Annotated in this window: 17 protein-coding genes; 9 read left to right on the plus strand and 8 right to left on the minus strand. The window is 70.5% G+C overall.

Going from position 1 to position 18,564, the window contains the following annotated elements; genetic code table 11:
- Nucleotides 1–52 precede the first annotated feature (52 nt).
- The gene (locus tag WA670_RS24405; RefSeq protein ID WP_336158966.1) at nt 53–970 is read left to right on the plus strand and encodes an NADP-dependent oxidoreductase; all 918 of its coding nucleotides are present in this window, start codon (nt 53–55) and stop codon (nt 968–970) included.
- 335 nt (nt 971–1,305) lie between these two features.
- Nucleotides 1,306–1,734, plus strand: a complete 429-nt coding sequence (locus WA670_RS24410; RefSeq protein ID WP_037819481.1) for a DoxX family protein — start codon at nt 1,306–1,308, stop codon at nt 1,732–1,734.
- Between the two features lie 12 nt (nt 1,735–1,746).
- Here WA670_RS24410 and WA670_RS24415 read toward each other — a convergent pair whose 3' ends face one another.
- Nucleotides 1,747–2,772, minus strand: a complete 1,026-nt coding sequence (locus tag WA670_RS24415; protein ID WP_238607150.1) for a LacI family DNA-binding transcriptional regulator — start codon at nt 2,770–2,772, stop codon at nt 1,747–1,749.
- Between the two features lie 118 nt (nt 2,773–2,890).
- On the opposite strand from WA670_RS24415, the gene WA670_RS24420 reads away from it, so the two are divergent.
- The 4 genes from WA670_RS24420 to WA670_RS24435 are packed head-to-tail and all read left to right on the plus strand — an operon-like array spanning nt 2,891 to nt 7,891.
- A complete protein-coding gene (locus WA670_RS24420; protein ID WP_336158967.1) occupies nt 2,891–4,327 on the plus strand; it encodes a purine-cytosine permease family protein in 1,437 nt (478 codons plus the stop codon).
- 20 nt (nt 4,328–4,347) lie between these two features.
- Entirely contained in the window at nt 4,348–5,412 is a 1,065-nt protein-coding gene (locus WA670_RS24425; protein WP_238607152.1) for a C45 family autoproteolytic acyltransferase/hydolase, read from the plus strand.
- Nucleotides 5,409–7,001, plus strand: coding sequence for an amidohydrolase (locus WA670_RS24430; RefSeq protein ID WP_238607153.1), 1,593 nt, complete (start codon nt 5,409–5,411; stop codon nt 6,999–7,001). The genes WA670_RS24425 and WA670_RS24430 overlap by 4 nt, the downstream gene beginning before the upstream one ends.
- Before the next feature lie 32 nt (nt 7,002–7,033).
- Nucleotides 7,034–7,891 carry an LLM class flavin-dependent oxidoreductase gene (locus WA670_RS24435; protein ID WP_037819562.1) on the plus strand — a complete coding sequence of 286 codons (858 nt, stop codon included), beginning with the start codon at nt 7,034–7,036 and terminating at the stop codon, nt 7,889–7,891.
- A 266-nt stretch (nt 7,892–8,157) separates the two neighbouring features.
- Here the strand turns inward: WA670_RS24435 and WA670_RS24440 are convergent, their stop codons facing one another.
- The 6 genes from WA670_RS24440 to WA670_RS24465 form a co-directional block, all read right to left on the minus strand.
- A complete protein-coding gene (locus WA670_RS24440; RefSeq protein WP_037819471.1) occupies nt 8,158–8,616 on the minus strand; it encodes a MarR family winged helix-turn-helix transcriptional regulator in 459 nt (152 codons plus the stop codon).
- Nucleotides 8,613–9,971, minus strand: coding sequence for an MFS transporter (locus tag WA670_RS24445; protein ID WP_336158970.1), 1,359 nt, complete (start codon nt 9,969–9,971; stop codon nt 8,613–8,615). Before WA670_RS24445 ends, WA670_RS24440 begins: the two co-directional genes overlap by 4 nt.
- Before the next feature lie 141 nt (nt 9,972–10,112).
- Nucleotides 10,113–10,667, minus strand: coding sequence for an SMI1/KNR4 family protein (locus tag WA670_RS24450; RefSeq protein WP_238607155.1), 555 nt, complete (start codon nt 10,665–10,667; stop codon nt 10,113–10,115).
- A 60-nt stretch (nt 10,668–10,727) separates the two neighbouring features.
- The gene (locus tag WA670_RS24455; protein WP_238607156.1) at nt 10,728–12,041 is read right to left on the minus strand and encodes a M14 family zinc carboxypeptidase; all 1,314 of its coding nucleotides are present in this window, start codon (nt 12,039–12,041) and stop codon (nt 10,728–10,730) included.
- 109 nt (nt 12,042–12,150) lie between these two features.
- A complete protein-coding gene (locus WA670_RS24460) occupies nt 12,151–12,810 on the minus strand; it encodes a hypothetical protein (RefSeq protein WP_037819464.1) in 660 nt (219 codons plus the stop codon).
- A gap of 149 nt (nt 12,811–12,959) precedes the next feature.
- Complete coding sequence (locus WA670_RS24465) at nt 12,960–13,817, minus strand: NAD(+)/NADH kinase (protein WP_037819461.1); 858 nt, start codon at nt 13,815–13,817, stop codon at nt 12,960–12,962.
- Nucleotides 13,818–13,881: 64 nt separating this feature from the next.
- Between WA670_RS24465 and WA670_RS24470 the strand changes: the two genes are divergently transcribed.
- Nucleotides 13,882–15,123, plus strand: a complete 1,242-nt coding sequence (locus tag WA670_RS24470) for an FAD-binding protein (protein ID WP_336158971.1) — start codon at nt 13,882–13,884, stop codon at nt 15,121–15,123.
- Nucleotides 15,124–15,158: 35 nt separating this feature from the next.
- Here WA670_RS24470 and WA670_RS24475 read toward each other — a convergent pair whose 3' ends face one another.
- Nucleotides 15,159–16,505 (minus strand): aminotransferase class I/II-fold pyridoxal phosphate-dependent enzyme, encoded by a 1,347-nt coding sequence (locus WA670_RS24475; protein WP_275291845.1) that lies wholly within the window; start codon nt 16,503–16,505, stop codon nt 15,159–15,161.
- Between the two features lie 187 nt (nt 16,506–16,692).
- Between WA670_RS24475 and WA670_RS24480 the strand changes: the two genes are divergently transcribed.
- Both WA670_RS24480 and WA670_RS24485 read left to right on the plus strand, forming a co-directional pair.
- Entirely contained in the window at nt 16,693–17,523 is an 831-nt protein-coding gene (locus tag WA670_RS24480) for an ABC transporter ATP-binding protein (RefSeq protein ID WP_336158973.1), read from the plus strand.
- A 28-nt stretch (nt 17,524–17,551) separates the two neighbouring features.
- Nucleotides 17,552–18,562: an iron-siderophore ABC transporter substrate-binding protein gene (locus tag WA670_RS24485; RefSeq protein WP_336158974.1), complete on the plus strand. Its 1,011-nt coding sequence runs from the start codon at nt 17,552–17,554 to the stop codon at nt 18,560–18,562.
- Nucleotides 18,563–18,564 lie beyond the last annotated feature (2 nt).

The following is an 18,564-nucleotide window of genomic DNA, read 5'->3' on the forward strand; positions in this document are numbered from 1 at the left end:
TGCGGTACGGTTGATGAGACCAAGTCCCATCACTGCCCGAGGAGAACCCCCGATGAGCAAAGCTGTCCGTTACCGCCGATTCGGCGGACTCGACGTCCTCGACCTGGAGGAGGTGCCTGAGCCGCACGCCGGACCGGGCGAGGTCCGCGTCCGGGTCACGTCCGCCGGGCTGAATCCGATGGACTGGCAGATCGCCGCCCGGCCGGAAATGGCGGCGCGGTTCGGCATCACCCTGCCCGCCGGGTTCGGCAGCGATTTCGCCGGAGTAGTGGACGAAACAGGAGCCGGAGCCTCCGGTTTCGCCGTGGGCGACCGGGTGTTCGGGGGCGCGATCGGGCGATCCGTCGCCGATTTCGTCCTGGTCAAGACTCCCGCCACGACTCTGTGGCGCACCCCGGAGGGCATCAGCGACGAGGTGGCGAGCACGCTTCCGGTGGCCGGTCTGACGGCCTCCGCCGCACTCGCCGCGATCGGGCTTCACACCGGGGACACCGTCCTGATCGGCGGGGCGGCGGGCGGCGTGGGCATTTTCGCCGTGCAACTGGCGAAACTGGCCGGTGCCTGGGTGCTCGGGACTGCTTCCGAGCGCACGTTCGGCTTCCTGCGCGAACTCGGCGCCGAACCCGTGGCATACGGCCCCGGCCTCGCGGATCGGGTACGCGCCTTGGCGCCCGAAGGGATCACCGCGGCGACCGACCTGTTCGGCAGGGAAACGGCCGAGACCGCCCTCGAACTCGGCGTGACTCCCGAACGGATCTCCACCGTCGCCGACGGTCCTGCGCTGCCAGGCGTGCGCGCGACGGGTGCGTTCGATGCGGAATCCGGTGCCCTCGAACGAATTACCACCGCGATCCGCAGTGGCGAGCTCACCGTGCCGATCGCGGCGGCCTTTCCGGTCGAGCAGATCCGCGAGGCGGTGACGATGCAGGCCGGACGGCACGTTCACGGCAAGATCGTGGTCGCACTGTGAACCGTTGACGCAGCACCGAAAACCAAGTCCGGACTTGGTTTTCGGACCGCCGCCCGCCACCGGGCGTCCGGCGCACTCCTCGCCAGCAGACGCCGGAAACGCCGTTCCCCCCAACGGACCCGCCGCTTCCCCGAACCGGACGCCGTCCCCTTCACCAGCCGTTACCACACGCCGCGGATCGGGCGGAACCTGACTTTCGCAGGTATCGGAGAGACTCCGGTCACCGGTATACCTTGACACCGGTCCAGGAAAGGTCTGGACCACTCTGCGGACCGGTACTGGTGTCCGAACGGACGTCTCCGCCGTCCGCCCGAGTCGTCCTATGTGGAGGCATCATGCACCGGCTGGACGCGGCACAGGATTACGCGCTCGGTTTGTTCCGCATCGTCGTCGGGTTCCTCTTCGCCTGCCACGGCGTGAAATCGCTGTTCGGAGTGCTCGGCGCGCACAGCGCGGCGCAGGTCGGCTCCTGGCCGGGCTGGTGGGCCGCGCTCATCCAGCTCGTCGCGGGCGGGCTCGTCCTGCTCGGCGCCGCCACCCGCGTCGCGGCGCTGATCGGATCGGGGTCGATGGCGTACGCCTACTTCTCCGTCCATCTGCCGCAAGGCATTTTCCCCATCGAGAACGGCGGCGAAGCGGCCGCGATGTTCTGCTGGGCGCTGCTGCTGATCGCGTTCACCGGCCCCGGCCGGCTCGCGCTCAGCGGGGCGCTTTCGGCGCTGCGGCCGCGGGATTCGCGCGTCGGAGCGGTCCCGCACGCCTAGCCGGACAACCGCCTATCCCCGGGTCGACCCGCGCACGATCAGCTCGTACTCCGCCGGCCCGGGGACCGGCGGCTCGATCCCCTCGACCCGATCGGCGAGCACCGCGACCGCGGTCCGGGCCAGCTGCACCGGCCGCAGATCGACCGCGGTGATCGGCGGGACGCCCGACCGGGTGTGCTCGGAATCGGAATCCGCGCCGCAGGCGATGCGCACGTCGCCGGGCACCGCCAAGCCCCGCGCCAGCGCGGCGGCCCGCACCCCGGCGGCGTGCCGCCCGGTCTGGCAGTACACCGCGTCCGGCGGCGAAGCCAGTGCGAACAGTTCCTCTCCCGCCTCGCGGCCGCCCGCCTCCCCCGCGACCTCCGCGCGACGCACCGCCAGCGGCTGCTGCCCGCGAGCGCGAACCCAGTCCAGATAAGCCTTTTCGGCGTCCAGGTTCCATTCGTTGCGGTCGGTGCCCAACACCGCCGCGACCCGCGTCCCGCCCGCCGCGGCCAGGTGGTCGAGCACCTCGGCGACGATCCGCCCGGTGCCGAGGTCGAGGTAGTCCGGCGACGCGGGCCGCGCCGGGTCCCGCCCGACGCCGAGGAACGGCACGCATTCGCGGTCCAGCATGGTGATCAGCGGATCGTTCTCGACCGGTTCGGTGATCAGGAACCCGTCGCAGGCGAGCCCGACGGCGGGCGCGTCGGCGCGCGTCGGGTCCGGCACCAGCATCAGGCCGTACCCGCGTTCCACCGCGGCCAGCGCGGCCGATCCGGCGAACCGCAGGAAGTAGTCGACGCCCTCCAGGAACGCGGTGTCCGACGGGTCGAGCGGCCGCACCACGAGCCCGAGCACCCCGAGCCTGCTGGACCGCAGCCCGCGTGCGACCGTGTCCGGCCGGTAGCCCAGCTCGCGCGCCGCCTCCCGCACCCGCTCCGCGGTCTCGGCCGCGACCGTCCCGTTCCCGCTGAAGGCATGCGACACCGTCGTCGGCGAGACCCCGGCGCGGCGGGCGACGTCCTTGATGGTCGCCCGCGTTCTTTTCCCGGCCATGACGCAGCAGCCTAACCTCGCCCAAATCGTTTTGGAACCTCGCCTGCGGAGAGCATTGCCCAAATCGATTTGGGTCCTTACCGTGGCCCGAGTCGATTCCCCGGTCCGGAGGTTCGCCATGACCGCTCCCGCCACCCCGCCCGTGTCGCCCGGCACGTCCGCCCCGCCCCCGCCCCGGTCCGGGCGCGGCCCGCGGGTGGAGGCCCACGGCATCGACGTCATCGGCGACGACGAACGGCACGGCCGCGCCCGTGACCTGTTCGGGGTGTGGGCCGCGCCCAACGTCAGCTACCTCAGCCTGGTCGTCGGCGGCGCGCTGGTGCTCAGCGGATTGAGCCTGCTGCAGGCGCTCGCGGTGATCGTCGCGGGCAACCTGTGCTGGGTGCTGGTCGGGCTGGTCTCGGTCAGCGGCCCGGCGGCGGGCGCGCCGAGCGAGGTCATCATGCGGGCGATGTTCGGCACCCGCGGCAACCGCTTCGTGATCGGCCTGAACGGCTGGCTCGTTTCGGTCTGCTACGTGGCGTTGAGCTGGTCCGCCGCGTCAGTGACCGCGTTCAGCCTGTGCGCGCGGCTCGGCATCGAGCTGAACACCATGGGCAAAGTCCTCGTGATCGTCGCGATCGCCGCCGCGACGCTGGTGATCAGCGTCTACGGCCACTCCGTGATCGTGCGCCTCTACCTGCCCCTGGCGATCGTGACGACCGCGGTTTTCCTGGTACTGGGCGGATTCCTGATCCGGCACACCGCGTGGAGCTACCAGCCTCCGACGCCGCTGCACGGAGTCGCGCTGTGGGCGGCGCTGGCCGGCGGCGTCGCGTTGGTCGCGTCGGCTTCCTTGTCCTACAACAACAGTGCGGACTTCGCGCGGTATCTCCCCCGCGACACCAAACCGTTCGCCGTCGCCGCCTGGACCGCCGCCGGAGCGTTCCTGCCGAGCATCGTGTTCACGGCGCTCGGAGCGTTCGCGGCGACCACTTTGGACATGAGCGATCCGCAAGCCGCGCTGGAATCCGTGCTGCCGCCGTGGTTCACGCCGATCTTCCTGATCGCGGTGATCCTCGGCGCGATCGCCAACAACGCGATGACCGTGTACAGCTCCGGCCTCGCGCTGCAGGCGATCGGCGTCCGCCTGCGCCGCTCCCGCAGCGTTCTGCTGGACGGCACCGCCGGCGTGCTGCTGACCCTGTACGCCTTGCTCGTGTCGGATTTCCTCAAGGCAGTCAACGACATGATGCAGCTGATGGTCGTCGTGCTCGGCCCGATGATGGCGATCTACGTGACCGACCTTCTGCTGCGCCGCAACCGCTACGACGGCCACGCCCTCGCCGACGAACGCCGCGGCGGCCCGTTCTGGTACGTCGGCGGCGTGCACTGGGCCGGAATCGCCGCGCTCGTCCTCGGTGCGACCGCTTCGGCGTCCTGCCTGGCCGTTCCCGGGATGTACACCGGGTTCCTCGCGAGCGCGGCCGGCGGCATTGACTTCTCGCTGCCAGCGGGAATGCTGATCGCTGCCGGTGTCTACCTGCTCGCCGGCCGCCCCCGCGCCACCGCCTGACCTCGACCGCAAGGAAAGCGATGCACCTGCTCGTCAACGACCCGGACCCGCACGCCCGCGGAGTTTCCCGCGGCGCCCAGCTGCGCGAGGGCCTGACCGATGCGCTGGAGCTGTATCTGCGCTGGTTCGCCACCCTCGGCCGCACCGAACAGCAAATCCGCACCGACGCGCTCCGGCTGCTGGACAACGTCGCCGCCTGGCGGAGCCGCTACGCCGACGAGATCGCGGGCATCGCCGCGGGCGCCGGGATCGAACTGTGGCAGGCGGCCGCGCTCAACGGGCGCACCGAGATCATCGCCGCCGCACCGAGCACCCAGCCGGAATGCTCAACCCTCGTGCGCGTCCCCGATGCCGGCGCCCCGTACGGCATTCAAACCTGGGACTGGCACATCGAGCTCGCGGAATGCTGGCACACGCAGGAAGTGCGCGGCACGCGGTACGCCTTCGCCGGGATCACCGAACACGGCATCCTCGGCAAGATCGGCGTCAACAGCGCCGGACTCGGGCTGTTCTTCAACATCCTCGGCCACCAGGACGACTCCGCCGAGGGAATCCCGGTCCACGTGCTGGCCGCGGCCGTCCTCGGCGAAGCAGGCAGCGCCGCCGAAGCCCTCGACCTGCTGCGAACAGCCCCGATCCGCACGTCCGGAGCCTTCACGCTGCTCGATCCCGGCACGGCTGTCTGCGCCGAGCTGAGCCCGGCCGGAGTAACCACCCTCGACCCCGAAGCAGGTTTCCTGGTGCACACCAACCACTTTCTCGACCCCGACGCCGCCGCCCGCGAGAAGCGCGGACTCTTCGAACCGGATTCCCAGCTGAGGCACGCCATGATGACCACCCGGTCGCAGGATTACCCGACGCCCGCGCACGCCGTCGCCCTCGTCGCCTTCCTCCGTTCCGAACCCGGCGAACCGAAGCTGTGCTGCGTCCCGGACGCGGATGCCGCATTCGGTGACCGGTGGGCGACGCTGGCCACCGTCCTGATCGAACCGGCCGCCCAAACCGTGCGCGTGCACGCGGGCAGCCCGAACACGGTGACCGACTGGCGCCCGTTCGTCGCGGCGGAGACGGTGGTGGCCCGATGACGGCAGTGCACTACCGCGGCGGCCGGATCTTCACCGCGAGCGCGTCCGGCTGGGCGGAATCCATGGTCGTCCGCGGCGAAACCATCGAATACGTAGGCAGCACCGCCGAAGCTGACCGGATCGAAGCGCGGGTGGTCGACCTGGGCGGGGCCTTCGTGCTCCCCGGTTTCGTCGACGCGCACACCCATCTGGTCATGATGGGCGAAGCGCTGGAGCAAGTAGATCTGTTCTCCGCCACTTCGCCCGAGGACATCCAGCACCGGCTCGCCCGCGCCGCTGCGGACGATCCGGCCGCACCCCGGATCCTCGGCCGCAGCTGGCTTTTCGACGCGCTCGGCGAGCAAGCGCCGCACCGGAACCTGATCGACGCGGTGGTCCCGGACCGTCCGGTCTACCTCGCCGCCAACGACGTCCACTCCGCGTGGGTGAACAGCGCCGCGCTGCGCGAGCTGGGCATCGACCGCGACACGCCCGACCCGCTCGACGGCCGCATCGGGCGCGACGCGTCCGGCGAACCGGACGGCATGCTCTACGAAACCGCTGCGCTGCAACTGATGCGGCACTTCCTCGACGAGCAGACCAGCGACGCCGACCGCGACCGCGCACTGGCATCGGCGTTCACGCACTACCTCGCGGACGGCGTCACGACCGCGGTCGACATGGCGCTCTCCGAGAGCGAGCTCGCCGCGCTGGAACGTGCTCTCGACGGCGGGCGGCTTCGCCTGCGCGTTGCCGGCCACTGGCTGATCGAGCGCACCGGGAACACCGAGGACGACCTCCGCCAGGTCGAGCGCGCGGCGGAGTTGAGCGCGCGGTTGTCCGGACCGTGGCTGCGGGTGGCCGGGATCAAGGTGATGGTCGACGGAGTCATCGACACTTGTACCGCGGCGATGAAAAAGCCCTTCGCGGACGGCAGCCACCCCGGCCCGTTGTGGCCGTTGGAAGCACTGGCCCCGGTCGTCGCGGCGGCGGACGCGGCCGGGTTGCAGGTCGCGATGCACGCGATCGGCGACGAAGCGTCGGACATCGCGCTGTCCGCGCTGGAGCACGCGATCGAGGTCAACGGCCCGCGCGACCGGCGGCATCGCCTCGAACATCTGGAGACCGTGGCCCCGGAAAACGTCAAGCGCCTGGCGAAACTCGGTGCGGTCGCGTCGATGCAGCCGGTGCACGCGGACCCGGCGATCCAGGACAACTGGCGCGCGATGCTGGGCGACGACCGCGTACAGCGCGGCTACCCGTGGACGGAAATGACCGCCGCCGGCGCCGTCCTCGCGTTCGGCTCCGACGCCCCGACCGCGCCCCATCCGCCGCTCCCGAACATGTACGTCGCGACGACCCGACGTTCCGCGCTGAACCCCGATCTGGAACCCAACCTGCCGGAATACGCCCTGCCCCTGGCGGAAGCCCTCGCGCACGGCACCCGCGACGCCGCGTACGCGTGCCGATGGGAGGGCTTGACCGGACAGCTCGCGCCGGGCTTGGCTGCGGATTTCGTTGTGCTGGACGTCGATCCGTTCACCGAAGCACCGGACGCCCTGCTGCGGGCCCGGGTGCGCCAGACGTTCGTGGCGGGCAAATCCGATTGACGGCTTCGCCGGAGGTGGGCAGGGTGGTGATCATGCGGTTTTCGATCTGCATCCCCAACTTCGGCGATTTCGCCGATCCTCGCGCGGTGGCCAAGGTCGCCGCGGCGGCGGAAGAGGCGGGCTGGGACGGCCTGTTCGTCTGGGACCATGTGGTGCTGGACAAACGTCCCGGCCGTCCCTTCGGCGATCCGTGGATCCTGCTCGCCGCCGCGGCCTTGGCCACCAGCCGGGTCCGGCTCGGCCCCATGGTCACGCCGGTCGCGCGGCGCCGTCCGCAGCAGCTCGCCCGTCAGGTGTCCACTTTGGACCAGCTGTCCGGCGGCCGGGTGGTGTTCGGCGTCGGGCTGGGCGCGCCGCTCGACGCGGAGTACGCCGACTTCGGCGAATCCGCCGACCCGAAGGTGATCGCCGAGAAGCTGGACGAGGGCGTCGACCTGATCGCCCGCTTCTGGACCGGCGAACCGGTGACGTTCTCCGGCAAGCACTTCACCGCCCGCGACATCACGCTGCTGCCGACGCCGGTGCAACGCCCGCGCCCGCCGGTCTGGGTGGCGGGCCGGTGGCCCAACCGCCGCCCGATGCGCCGCGCGGCCCGCTGGGACGGGGTGGTGCCGATCTTCGAATCCGCCGGCCCGACGGGTCTGCCGGAACTGGCGGAGGTGCGGGACCTGATCGCCTATCTCCGGAGCCAGCGGGAGACCGACGCCCCGTTCGACGTGGTCTTCGGCGGAACGAGCCCCGCCGACCCGGCCAAGGCGCGCGGGGTGGTCGAGCCCTTCGCCGAGGCGGGGGTTACGTGGTGGGAGGAAAGCCTGCCGTTCGGGAGCGCGGAGGAGGACAAGCTGGAACCGGTGCTGCGCCGGGTGGAGGCGGGTCCGCCTGCGCTGTAGGGCCGGGGGTTGGGATCGCGGTCGGATGTCGCTGTCCGAGATTGCGGTGCCGGGCTGCCGTTGGATTGGCTGAGCCTCGCCCGGTTCAGTGCGATCGACCGCCGCTCGCTCGTCAACGCAGCCGAATGCCGCCGCCCCGCCCGCCCCCGCGACCGCCCAACGCGAATCGCCGACTCCCCCTGCCAAGCAAAGCCAACCAGGGCGGCCGCGGCATAAACCTCGCCAGTTCAGCGCACCGGACCGAACTCCGTCAGCCCCGGAAAGCCTCAGTGCGACTGGCCCGACTCCGCCAACGCGTCGATCGCCCCCACCAGCTCGTTCAACGCGGGCACCGCGGCCGCGATCAAATGCCGCCACGCCGGATGCACCCCGTCCAGCGCCGCGGCCAAGATCGCGGCGTTGTGCCCCTGCCACCGCTCGACCGCGGCGCGCCCGGTGTCGGTGAGTTCGAGCGCCACGGTCCGCCGGTCGTCCCCGCCGCTGGTGCGGGTGACCAGGTCCCGCGAGCGCAGCCCGGTGACCATCGTCGTCACCGAATTCGGCGCGAGCTTCAGCAATTGCGCGATCCGGCTCGGCCGCGCACCCGGGTTCTCGAACAGGCAGGACAGCAATTCCAGCTGCGCGACCGACAGCGTGTTGTCCGGGTCGGCAGTACGCGCGGCCCGCCGCATGGCGCGGCGGAGGCGGGCGACGACGTCGGCGAGGGCGGGTTCGGGCGCGGTCACCGGGTCTGCTCCGGGCGGGCCGCCAGTCCGGTCGCCGCGGCGAGGACGCCCGCTCCGGCCAGCACCGCGAGCGCGGCCGTTTCGCCGCCGGTGTGCAGGCACAGTGTCACAAGTGCCACGCCGAGCGCCGTCCCCAGTCCGCGCGCCATGTTCACCAGTCCTCCTCCGGTGGCCGACATCCGCGCCGGGATCGCGCTCATGACAGCCGAGTTGTTGGCCGGAATGAACACTCCCAGACCGAGCCCGGCCACCACCAGCGACACGCCCACCTCCCAAGGAGCGGACGCCGGCCCCAGCGCCGCGCAGCCAGCCGCCGCGACGAGCGCGCCCAGCACGGTGCGTCCGCGGGAACCGAGCCGCGCCGGGAGGACCCGGTCGGCCAGCACCGCAGCCACCGCGAACCCGGCGGGAAGACACGTCAGCACCGCACCGGTTCCGCCCGCAGTGCCGAGGACCTGCGGCAGCAACGTCAGCGGCCCGAACAACACGAGGTAGCCGCACAGCGCCCCGGCCAGTCCCAGCGAAACCACCGGCGGCCGCAGCACCGAGAGTTGCAGGATCGGGCTGCTCGCCGCCTTCTCCCGCAGCACGAACCCGATCGCCGCGCAGACCGTCGACGCGGCCAGCGCGATGAGCAGCCACCCCGGCATGTCCAGCCCGGACACCCCGGAAATCACCAGCAGCAAGGCCGTCGACGCGGTCGCGAGCAGTCCGACGCCCGCCCCGTCGAACCGGCCCAGCGGCGTCCGCTCGCGAGTGCGCGGCAGCAGGTAGCGCCCGGCGATCAGCCCGGCCAGCCCGACCGGCGCGTTGACCAGGAAAACCCACCGCCAGCCGACGGTGTCGACCAGCAGCCCGCCCACCGCGGGCCCGAGCGCGAGCCCCAGCGCCTGCGCCGCCGCCTGCACCCCGAGCGCGGCGCGCGCCCGGTCCTCGCGGACGCTGCGCACCACCAGCGCGACGCTGTTGGCCTGCAACATCGCCGCCCCGATCGCCTGCACGACCCGGAACGCGACCAGCCAGCCGAGCGTCGGCGCGAGCCCACACGCCACCGACGCGACGGTAAAGACACCGAACCCCTGCACGTAAGTGAGCTTCCGCCCGACCGCGTCAGCCACCCGCCCGACCGCGGCCAGCAGCCCCACCAACGCCAGCAGATACGCGAGCGACACCCACTGGACGGCCGCCAGCGGAGCCCCGTACTCGTGCTGCAGCGCGGGAAAAGTAAGCGTGACGATGCTGGCGTCGAGCTGCCCCATGAACGCGCCGAAACACACCGCGCCGACGGCGAACCACCCGGCGTTCGGATGGTCCCGCACCGCCGCCGGCCGAGCCCGCTCCAGGCCGATCGTCACTGCCGCCTCCCGCTTAGTTAGTTCTGTTGCAGAACTACTGTACGGGATGTACGTACATATGGCAGCCCCGGGATGGTGGCGTTTACCTGAGCGACGGAGTGAGATAGGTCGCCCGACGAGTTAACTGAAGGTAACGAGCCGTCACATGACGGGAAGTTCCTCGTCTTCGTCGTCCTCGTCCGGCTCGTCGCCGAAGGCCCGGGCGATCTGCAGAAGGCGGGCCAGGAAATCCGGGATGTCCTTCGCGATCTCGCCCGGCCCGATGGAGTCGATCGAGCCGTCGTAGACCTGGTCCACCACGCCGCCGACGGGAAGCCGGAACACCGTTCCGCTGCGGTATCCGACCGCGAACGTGCGTCCGCCGCCGTCCGAGGCGAAGACGGCGAGCCGCTCGTCGGTGGCCTCGGGCGCCCAGGCGGGAATGTCGGGGCGATGCAGGCTGTCCAGCACCCAGGCGAGGGAGTGAATGAAGTAGGCGTTGTGCAGATTCGCGAAGCTGGCTTCCCGGATGGACGCGTACAACTCGAGCAGCGACGGCGGCAGGCCGGACTCCGCGGCTATCCGCAGCGCGGCCTCATCGACCTCTTCCGTCACCGTGTCCGGCTCAAGCTGGATCCCGCGGAAGATGGCCTGCATGCGGGACATGTAACGTTCGATCGCTTGGCGCATGTCTTCGCACCACTGCCGGTAATCCACGCGGATACGCTACCGGCGACGCGGCGGGGCCAGACGACACGCGCCTGGCCCCGTCGCACCTCACTGCTGATAAGGAGCCGCCGCCGATTGGGCAGCCGTGATCAGCGCGCCTTTGTTCTTCGGCCAGAATGTGCTGTCCACGCACGAATACCGCGGCAGGAACCCGCCACAACTCCCGCTCTGGCCGCCGACCTCGAACGTGTAGCTGGCGACTCCCAGCGCGCCATAGGTGAAGTCATCCGTCGTACCGCTGGTCGAATAGCCGACGGTTTCCGTGTTGGTCCCCACCAGATACCCGTTCGAATCGCTGAACTTCGCGCCGAGCTTGCGCAGCGCGGCGTCATTCGGCGCGGGGTCGGAAGTGAAGCCCCACGGGACAATGATGTCGTTCCCGTAGCTGTGCAACGTGATCATCGTGCCGCGCGTGGTGTCCGGAGCCGGGTCGTTGTCGCCGCTGCCGCGCTGTTCCGGGTAGATCGAGCGGAAAAGCTTCTCCAGCGCCTGGACCTCAGGTTCCGATCCGGCACTCACCCCTTGGTACGTCTCGGCGCACGGCGAATCCGAATCCGCGCCCCAGCGGAAGGTCGAGTTGCGGTTCAGGTCGATGCCGATGTTGGTGCCGCTGCAATTGCCCCGGCTGGTGTTCGCGTTCTTGCGCTGCAGTTTTGGCGAATTCCCGCCGGAGGCGACGATGTCGACGCCGTCCGGGTTCGAGATCGGGACCACCCACACCTCGGTGGTGTCCAAAATGGACGTCGCGGTGGCGTCGCTGCCGTACCCGTCGGCGAGGTAGTCGATCCAGCGCCAGGCGAGTTCGCCGGTCGAGATTTCCCGGGCGTGGATCTGCGCCATCAGCGCGAATTTCGGCTTCGGCGATGTCGTGGACAGCGTGCAGTCGCCGTCCTTTTTCTTGGTCAGGCAGATCGCCTTGATATCGTGGCCGCCCTTGCCCTGGGTCTTCCGCCACGACTGGCCGATCGTGTACTCGGTCGCCAGATCCGGGTGCGCAGCCGCGACTTTCGCCAGGTGCGCTTCCTGTGCCGCGACAGTGCGATAGCCGCCATAGAACGTGTCGCCGGCGGCGCGCGTGGTCACTCCTTTGTAGACAGTGTCGAAGAATTCCGGCGCGTAGCCGCGATTCCGCAATTGCCCGGCGACCGACTGGTTCCCGATCACATAGGCCACCCCAGGGCTGGTCCCGGCGACGTCGAACCCAGCACGGGCCAAGGAAGCCGCCTCGGCGGGCGTAGCGGGGACGCGCCACGAGACCGGATCGTCCGGCGCGGCAGCGGCTGCGGCGGTCGTGGTGCCGCCGAGTGCGACCAGCACTCCGACGACGCTGAGGGTGAGCCGGATCGAGAACCTGCCCGCCATCGGAGCTCCTCACGCAGCGAAGGAAGGCCACCCCGTGCGGACGGTGACCACTCGGCAGCGCACAGTGTGCTCTTCGGGACGAATCCGGCCCACCTCCGAAAGTCGGGTGTCAGCAGGTGACCGAAACCTTCGCGCCGCGCTCGAACGAAACGTGGACGTGGTCGAAGTGGTTCGCGGTCTCGCCGCCGCGGTCCTCCATCGCCGACCAGCCGCTGCCGTCGTTGTAGCGCTGCTGCCAGATCACGTACTTCGCGCCGAGCTCGTCCTGATGCGCGAGAACGTAAGCGGCCAAGGCGTTTCCGGTCTTCGTGTCGACCATGAAGTCCAGCGCGAGACCGGCGGGATGGTCGCTCGCGCCCGACCGTCCGGCCCGGCCGCCGACCGTGTCCACCGAAAACTTTTCCTTGAGGAAATTACCCGCCTGGGCCACCGAGGGCTGCGTTCCGGCCAATGTGGACGAACACGCTTTCGCCGCCGGAGTCACCGAGGTACGAGAAGTCGTTTTACTGGTCGGCGAAGACGAGGACGACGTCGTCGTCGGGGCAGCGCTGGAAGACGTCGTGGGCGGCGTCGAAGTGGTCGACGGAACAGTGCTCGAGGGCCGTGGCGCGCTGAACGCGTGCATCTCCGCGGCCGCGGCCGGGAACTGCTCCGGTTCGACCGAACTGGCGGCCAGCCACACCGGCACCGCCAGCGCGCCGACGGCCAGGGCGCCCGCCGCGGCAGGCAGCCGCCACGACTTCGATCCGTCCCGATGTCTACCGGACACCTCGCACCACCATCTCCTCGTTCGGGTCGCAAAGCCGCCACGACATTACGAACAGGACACGGAAATGTCACCGACAAGTGACAGCAGGCACAGCGCTAGCAGGATCACCGCAGGTCAGCGCGCGATTACCAGACGAACGCGCGCCCTGCTCAGGACAGCGGAATCTCCGCCGAATCGGTGAGCCGCAGCTTGCGCCTGGCCCGCTGGTAGAAGGTCGTCATGCCGAGCCGCACGACGCGGGCCGCGTTCGGCCGGGCGTGCAGGTCGATCGTTTCGCCGGGCCCGACGTACCCCGCCACCTGGCCGTCGACCTCCACCGCGAGCCGCCCGCTCGACGGCAGCACCTCCAGCGTCACGGTGTCCTGCACCGACAGCACGACGCCGCGGCTGTACGCCGAATGCGGCGCGGCGGGCGTGACCAGCAGTGCTTCCACCGCCGGGCTCGTGATCGGCCCTCCGGCGGAGAAGCTGTACGCGGTGGAGCCGGTCGGCGTCGCGACCACGACCGCGTCCGCGGCGTAGCTCACGAACTGCTCGCCGTTCACCAGCACCGCGACCACCGCGCTCCCGTCGCCGGGCACGCGCACCACCGCGACGTCGTTGAACGCGGTCTCGATCCGGCCGCCGAACCGCGCGTCCACGGCCAGCCGCGGCTCGACGGTGAACTCCTCGCGGTCGATCGCGGACAGCGCGAGCGGCAGGTCCGGCACGTCGACCTCGGCGAGGAAGCCGAGCTTCCCCAGGTTGACGCCGAGCACCGGCGCGTGCTGCCCGTCGGCGAGCCGCATCGCGCGCAGCATGGTGCCGTCGCCGCCGAGGCTGACCACCAGATCCGATCGTTTGCCCAGTTCAGCGGGCTGGACGGCGGTCGCCGAACAGTCGACCCTGGCGATCTCGTCGTCGATGCCGAGGATCTCGATCCCGCGCCCGGCGGCCCAGTCCAGCACCGCGTCGACCGCGGCTTTCGCATCGCGGCGCGGGTGCAGGACGAGTCCAGCGGAATGCATGCGGGGTCTCCTCGGTCGGCCTGTCCCCAGTCTGCCGTGCCGGAGCCGATTAGGCTCGGCCCTCGTGATCGAAAACTGGGCTGGCAATCTCACCTACCGCGCACGCGAGGTCGTCGCCCCGCGCACGCTGTCCGAAGCGCAAGAGCTCGTCGCCGGCTCGGCCCGGATCAAGGCCCTCGGCAGCCGGCACAGCTTCAACACGGTCGCCGACAGCCCGGACGGCCGCCAACTCGACCTCTCCGCCGTCAACATTGCCCCGGAAATCAACGACGCGACGCTCACCATCGGCGGCGCGACCCGCTACGGCGACGTCGTCGCGCAGGTGCACGAAGCCGGGTACGCGTTATCCAACCTGGCGTCGCTCCCCCACATCACCGTCGCGGGCAGCGTCGCGACCGGCACCCACGGCTCCGGACAGCGGCTTCGCGGACTGGCTTCGGCAGTGTCCGCGGTCGAACTCCTCACCGCCGACGGCTCCCTCCGCACCTTCTCGCGCGCCGACGCCGAATTCCCCGGAGTAGTGGTGAACGTCGGCGCGCTCGGCGTCCTCACCCGGCTCACCCTCGACCTGGAGCCGACTTTTTCGGTGCGCCAAGACGTTTTCGACGCCCTCCCCTGGTCCGCCGCCCTGGAGCATTTCGACGAAATCCAGGCCGCGGGCTACAGCGTCAGCCTGTTCACCAACTGGACGCGCGACGTGATCGACCAGGTCCTGCTCAAGAACCGCGTCCCGGCGGAGATCCCCGATGCGCTGTTCGGCGCACTTCCCGCCGACGGCCCGCGCCACCCCGCGCACGCAGCGGGCATTTCGGCGGAAAATACCACTGTGCAAGGCGGGATTCCCGGACCGTGGTACGACCGGCTGCCGCATTTCCGCCTGGAATTCGCGCCGAGCGTCGGAGCGGAATTGCAGAGCGAGTACTTCGTGCCGCGTGCGCACGCGACCGCGGCGTTCGAGGCGTTGCGCAGCCTGGGCGACCGGATCGCGCCGCTGCTGGTGGTGTCGGAAATCCGCACCGTCGCCGGCGACGAACACTGGCTGAGCCCGGCGTACGGCGGCGACCGGGTGGCGATGCATTTCACCTGGCAGCAGCGGCAGCCGGAGGTGGAAGCGGTGCTGCCGTTGATCGAGGAGAAACTCGCGCCCTTCGGTGTTCGCGCCCATTGGGGAAAGCTGTTCCACGGCGCGGCTTTGGATTTGGACCACCACGGGGTGCGGCGGTTCCGGGAGCTGGCGGCCGAGCTGGACCCGGCCGGGAAGTTCCGCAATCCGTTCCTGGACCGGCACTTGCTCCGGAGGTCGTGAGTGTTTGTGCCGGTGAGAACCGGCATCGCCGCGCCCTACCGCCGAGATGCCCGCGCGATCATCCGCGCCAGATCCGCCACCAAAGCCGGATCATCGGGCAGCTGCCCAGTCGCCACCCGGATATGCGGCGTCCCCGGATTGCCCGCCCGCGTCCCCGACCCGGCGGAAACCCCATTGGCCGCCAGCGTCATCAACGTCCGCGACTCCTCCGGAACCGGCACCCACAGCGTCAACCCGTCCCGCGCGCGCACCGAAATCCCGTGCTCCCGCAACGCTTCCGTCAAAGCCGCCCGCCGATGCGCGTACCGATTCCGGGCCCGGTTCAGCAATTCCGCACTGCCGGGATCGGTCAGCAGAAACGCCTGCGCGTCCTGAAGAATGCGGCTCGACCACACCGACCCCGGCCCGCGCTGCTGTCGCACCCGTTCCACCAGCACCGCCGAACCGCCGATCACGCAACTGCGCAACTCGAGCCCGAACGCGGTGCAATACGACCGCACCAGCAACACCCGGCCAGGCAAAGACGCGCCGAGACTCACCGAAGGAGCCGAAGCCAACGGCCCGAAATCATCGTCCTCGATCACCGCGATGTCCTCTTCGGACAGTACCGCGGCGAGTTCCGCGAGCCGGTCCGCCGGAACCGAATGCCCGAGCGGCGACTGCGCACGCGGCTGATAGACGAACGCGACCGGCCGATGTTCCAACGCCGCGGCCAAGGAAGACGGCATCGGCCCGTCCTCGTCGCACCGCACCGGCACCACGTGGATCCGCGACCGGCGCAGCAGTTCGCGCAGCCACGGCGTCGTCGGCGCCTCCAGCGCGATCACGTCGCCCGGCCGCGCGACTGCCTGGCAGGCCAGCAACATCCCGTCCTGCCCGCCGGCCGCGACGGTCCACGATTCGGCGGCGAACGGCCACGTCGGCTTCACCGCGGCACGCAATTGCGGCGTGATCGAGTTCCTCACCGGACCGCCGAACCGTTCCGTGTGGACACCCGCCGCGACGGCGTCCTCCAGCGGCGGCAACAGTCCGGGATCCGGGAGGCCGTGTTCCAGGTCGACGGTCTGCCAGCCGGAAAACGCGCGTTCCGGCGGCGGGCTCGACGGCGGTTCCAGCACTATCGTGCCGCGCCGCCGTCCCGTGCCGATCAGCCCGGCCGCGCGCAGTTGCGACCACGCTTCGGCGATCGTCGTGGGACTGACCGAAAGCTCCGCGGCCAGCGCCCGCACGGTGGGCAGCCGCGTGCCCGGCGGCACCTCCCCGTCGCGGATCAGGCCGGACACCGTCCCGGCCACGCCGCGCGCCGTGCGCTCGCCGATGCGGGACCCGAGCCAGCCCGCCCCGACCGGCAGCGTCGTCGTCGCGAGTTCGCCCGTGGCCACGCACCGGCTCCCCTCGTCACCCGGAAATCCGAAAACCTCTGACCCGATCAGAAGCTAGAGCGGCAACGGCACGCGGCAAAGGCGTTTCACATCCTGGCGGGCCCGCCCGGTACAAACGCCCGTGACGTCCGACACCGCCGCGATGTCCGCTTTCGGATTATCCCTCGATCAGGTTAGGCTAACCTTCATGAGTCACTCCTGGCCGGAAGCACCGGCGCTCGCCGGCACCGGGCTCGCTCTCGGCTACGGCGCGAAACCGGTGGTCCAGGACGCCGAGATCGTCCTGCACGCGGGCGCGGTCACCGTCCTGGTCGGCCCCAACGGGTCCGGCAAGTCGACGCTGCTGCGCTCGCTCGCCCGGCTGCATCCGCTGACCGCGGGCGACGTCACCCTGGCCGGGCAAGACGCGCTCGCCTTGTCTCCCAAGGAGTTCGCCCGGCACGTCACGCTGCTGACCCAGTCGCGCCCCACTCCCGGCGGCGTGCGCGTGCGCGACGTCGTGTCCTACGGCCGCCATCCTTACCGCGGCCGCTTCGGCTCCGGCGATCCCGAGGGACCGGAGCTGGTCGAGCGCGCGATGCGGCACACCGGCGTCGACGGAATGGCCGAGCGCCCGGTGGACGAACTGTCCGGCGGCGAACTCCAGCGCGTCTGGCTGGCGACCTGTTTCGCCCAGGACACCGGCGTCGTCCTGCTCGACGAGCCGACCACCTTCCTCGACCTGCGCTACCAGATCGAAACGCTGGACCTCGTCCGCGATCTCGCCGACGAGCACGGCGTCGCGGTCGGCGTCGTGCTGCACGACCTCGACCAGGCCGCCGCCGTCGCCGACGAGGTGGTGCTGCTGTGCCGCGGGGCCGTCCGCGCGACCGGCCGCCCGGCCGACGTGCTGACCGCCGGCCTGCTCAGCGACGTCTACGGCCTGCGCATCGACGTCCACGTCGACGACGAGGGGCACGTCCGCACGCGCCCGGTCGGACGGCACACCTCCCGGCCGCGGCCGGTCCGCTCAGCTTGACCTGTCCCCTAGTTCAAAGGAAAACCCCGTGTCCAGTGTGTTCTCTCGTCCTGCCCGAAGGACGGTCCTGACGACCGCGGCGGCAGCGCTCGCGGCCTTCGCGCTCGCCGCGTGCGGCACCACCGAAACGCCCGCGGACCAGGGAGCGGCTGCCTCCGCGAAACCCTCCGGCCCGGTCCACCTGACCGACGAGCGCGGCAAGGTCGACCTGCCCGCGCCGGCCGCGAAGATCGTGTCGCTGGAATGGGGCCTCACCGAGAACCTGCTGGCGCTGGGCGTGAAGCCGATCGGCGCGGCGGACGTCAAGGGCTACAACACCTACGACAAGGTCATGCCGCTCGCCGCGTCCACGCCGGACGTCGGCACCCGCGGCGAGCCGAGCCTCGACGCGATCGCCGCGCTGCACCCGGATCTCGTGATCACCACCACCGACCTGCCGGACAACGTCATCGCGCAGCTCTCGAAGCAGACGAAGGTGCTGACCCTGCGCGGCTCCGATTCCGCCGACCCGATCGGCTACCTGCGCAAGACCGTGACCACGCTGTCGGAGGCGACCGGAACTCAGGAGCAGGGCCGCAAACTGCTCGCCGAATTCGACACGAAGGTCGCCGAGGGCAAGAAGAAGCTGGCGGACGCGGGCAAGTCCGGGGCCAAGTTCGTCATGGCCGACGGCTACTCGACCTCCGGCACGGTCACCGTCCGGATGTACACGAAGGGCTCGTTCCTCGGCAGCATCGCCGGCCAGCTCGGCGCCGCCAACCAGTGGACCGGCGAGGGCGACAAGGTCTACGGCCTCGCCTCCACCGACGTCGAAGGACTGACCAAGATCACCGATCCGGCCACGTCCTTCGTCTACGCCGCCAACGCCGCCGAATCCGACGTCTTCACCCAGGACCTCGCGGGCAACGCGGTGTGGAAGCAGCTGCCGTTCGTCAAGGGCGCGAAGCTGCACCGGATCCCGGACGGCATCTGGATGTTCGGCGGCCCGAAGTCCGCGATCGCCTACGTGGACGCGCTCACCAGCGCTCTGACGCGCTGATC

It is taken from the genome of Amycolatopsis sp. VC5-11 (genome assembly GCF_037034185.1).
GTDB lineage: Bacteria > Actinomycetota > Actinomycetes > Mycobacteriales > Pseudonocardiaceae > Amycolatopsis > Amycolatopsis nivea.

Coding starts and splice junctions, on each gene's coding strand:
- WA670_RS24480 (WP_336158973.1), top strand. CDS start 16,693: ATGAGTCACTCCTGGCCGGAAGCACCGGCGCTCGCCGGCACCGGGCTC.
- WA670_RS24430 (WP_238607153.1), top strand. CDS start 5,409: ATGACGGCAGTGCACTACCGCGGCGGCCGGATCTTCACCGCGAGCGCG.
- WA670_RS24405 (WP_336158966.1), top strand. CDS start 53: ATGAGCAAAGCTGTCCGTTACCGCCGATTCGGCGGACTCGACGTCCTC.
- WA670_RS24465 (WP_037819461.1), bottom strand. CDS start 13,817: ATGCATTCCGCTGGACTCGTCCTGCACCCGCGCCGCGATGCGAAAGCC.
- WA670_RS24425 (WP_238607152.1), top strand. CDS start 4,348: ATGCACCTGCTCGTCAACGACCCGGACCCGCACGCCCGCGGAGTTTCC.
- WA670_RS24415 (WP_238607150.1), bottom strand. CDS start 2,772: ATGGCCGGGAAAAGAACGCGGGCGACCATCAAGGACGTCGCCCGCCGC.
- WA670_RS24410 (WP_037819481.1), top strand. CDS start 1,306: ATGCACCGGCTGGACGCGGCACAGGATTACGCGCTCGGTTTGTTCCGC.
- WA670_RS24420 (WP_336158967.1), top strand. CDS start 2,891: ATGACCGCTCCCGCCACCCCGCCCGTGTCGCCCGGCACGTCCGCCCCG.
- WA670_RS24435 (WP_037819562.1), top strand. CDS start 7,034: ATGCGGTTTTCGATCTGCATCCCCAACTTCGGCGATTTCGCCGATCCT.
- WA670_RS24455 (WP_238607156.1), bottom strand. CDS start 12,041: ATGGCGGGCAGGTTCTCGATCCGGCTCACCCTCAGCGTCGTCGGAGTG.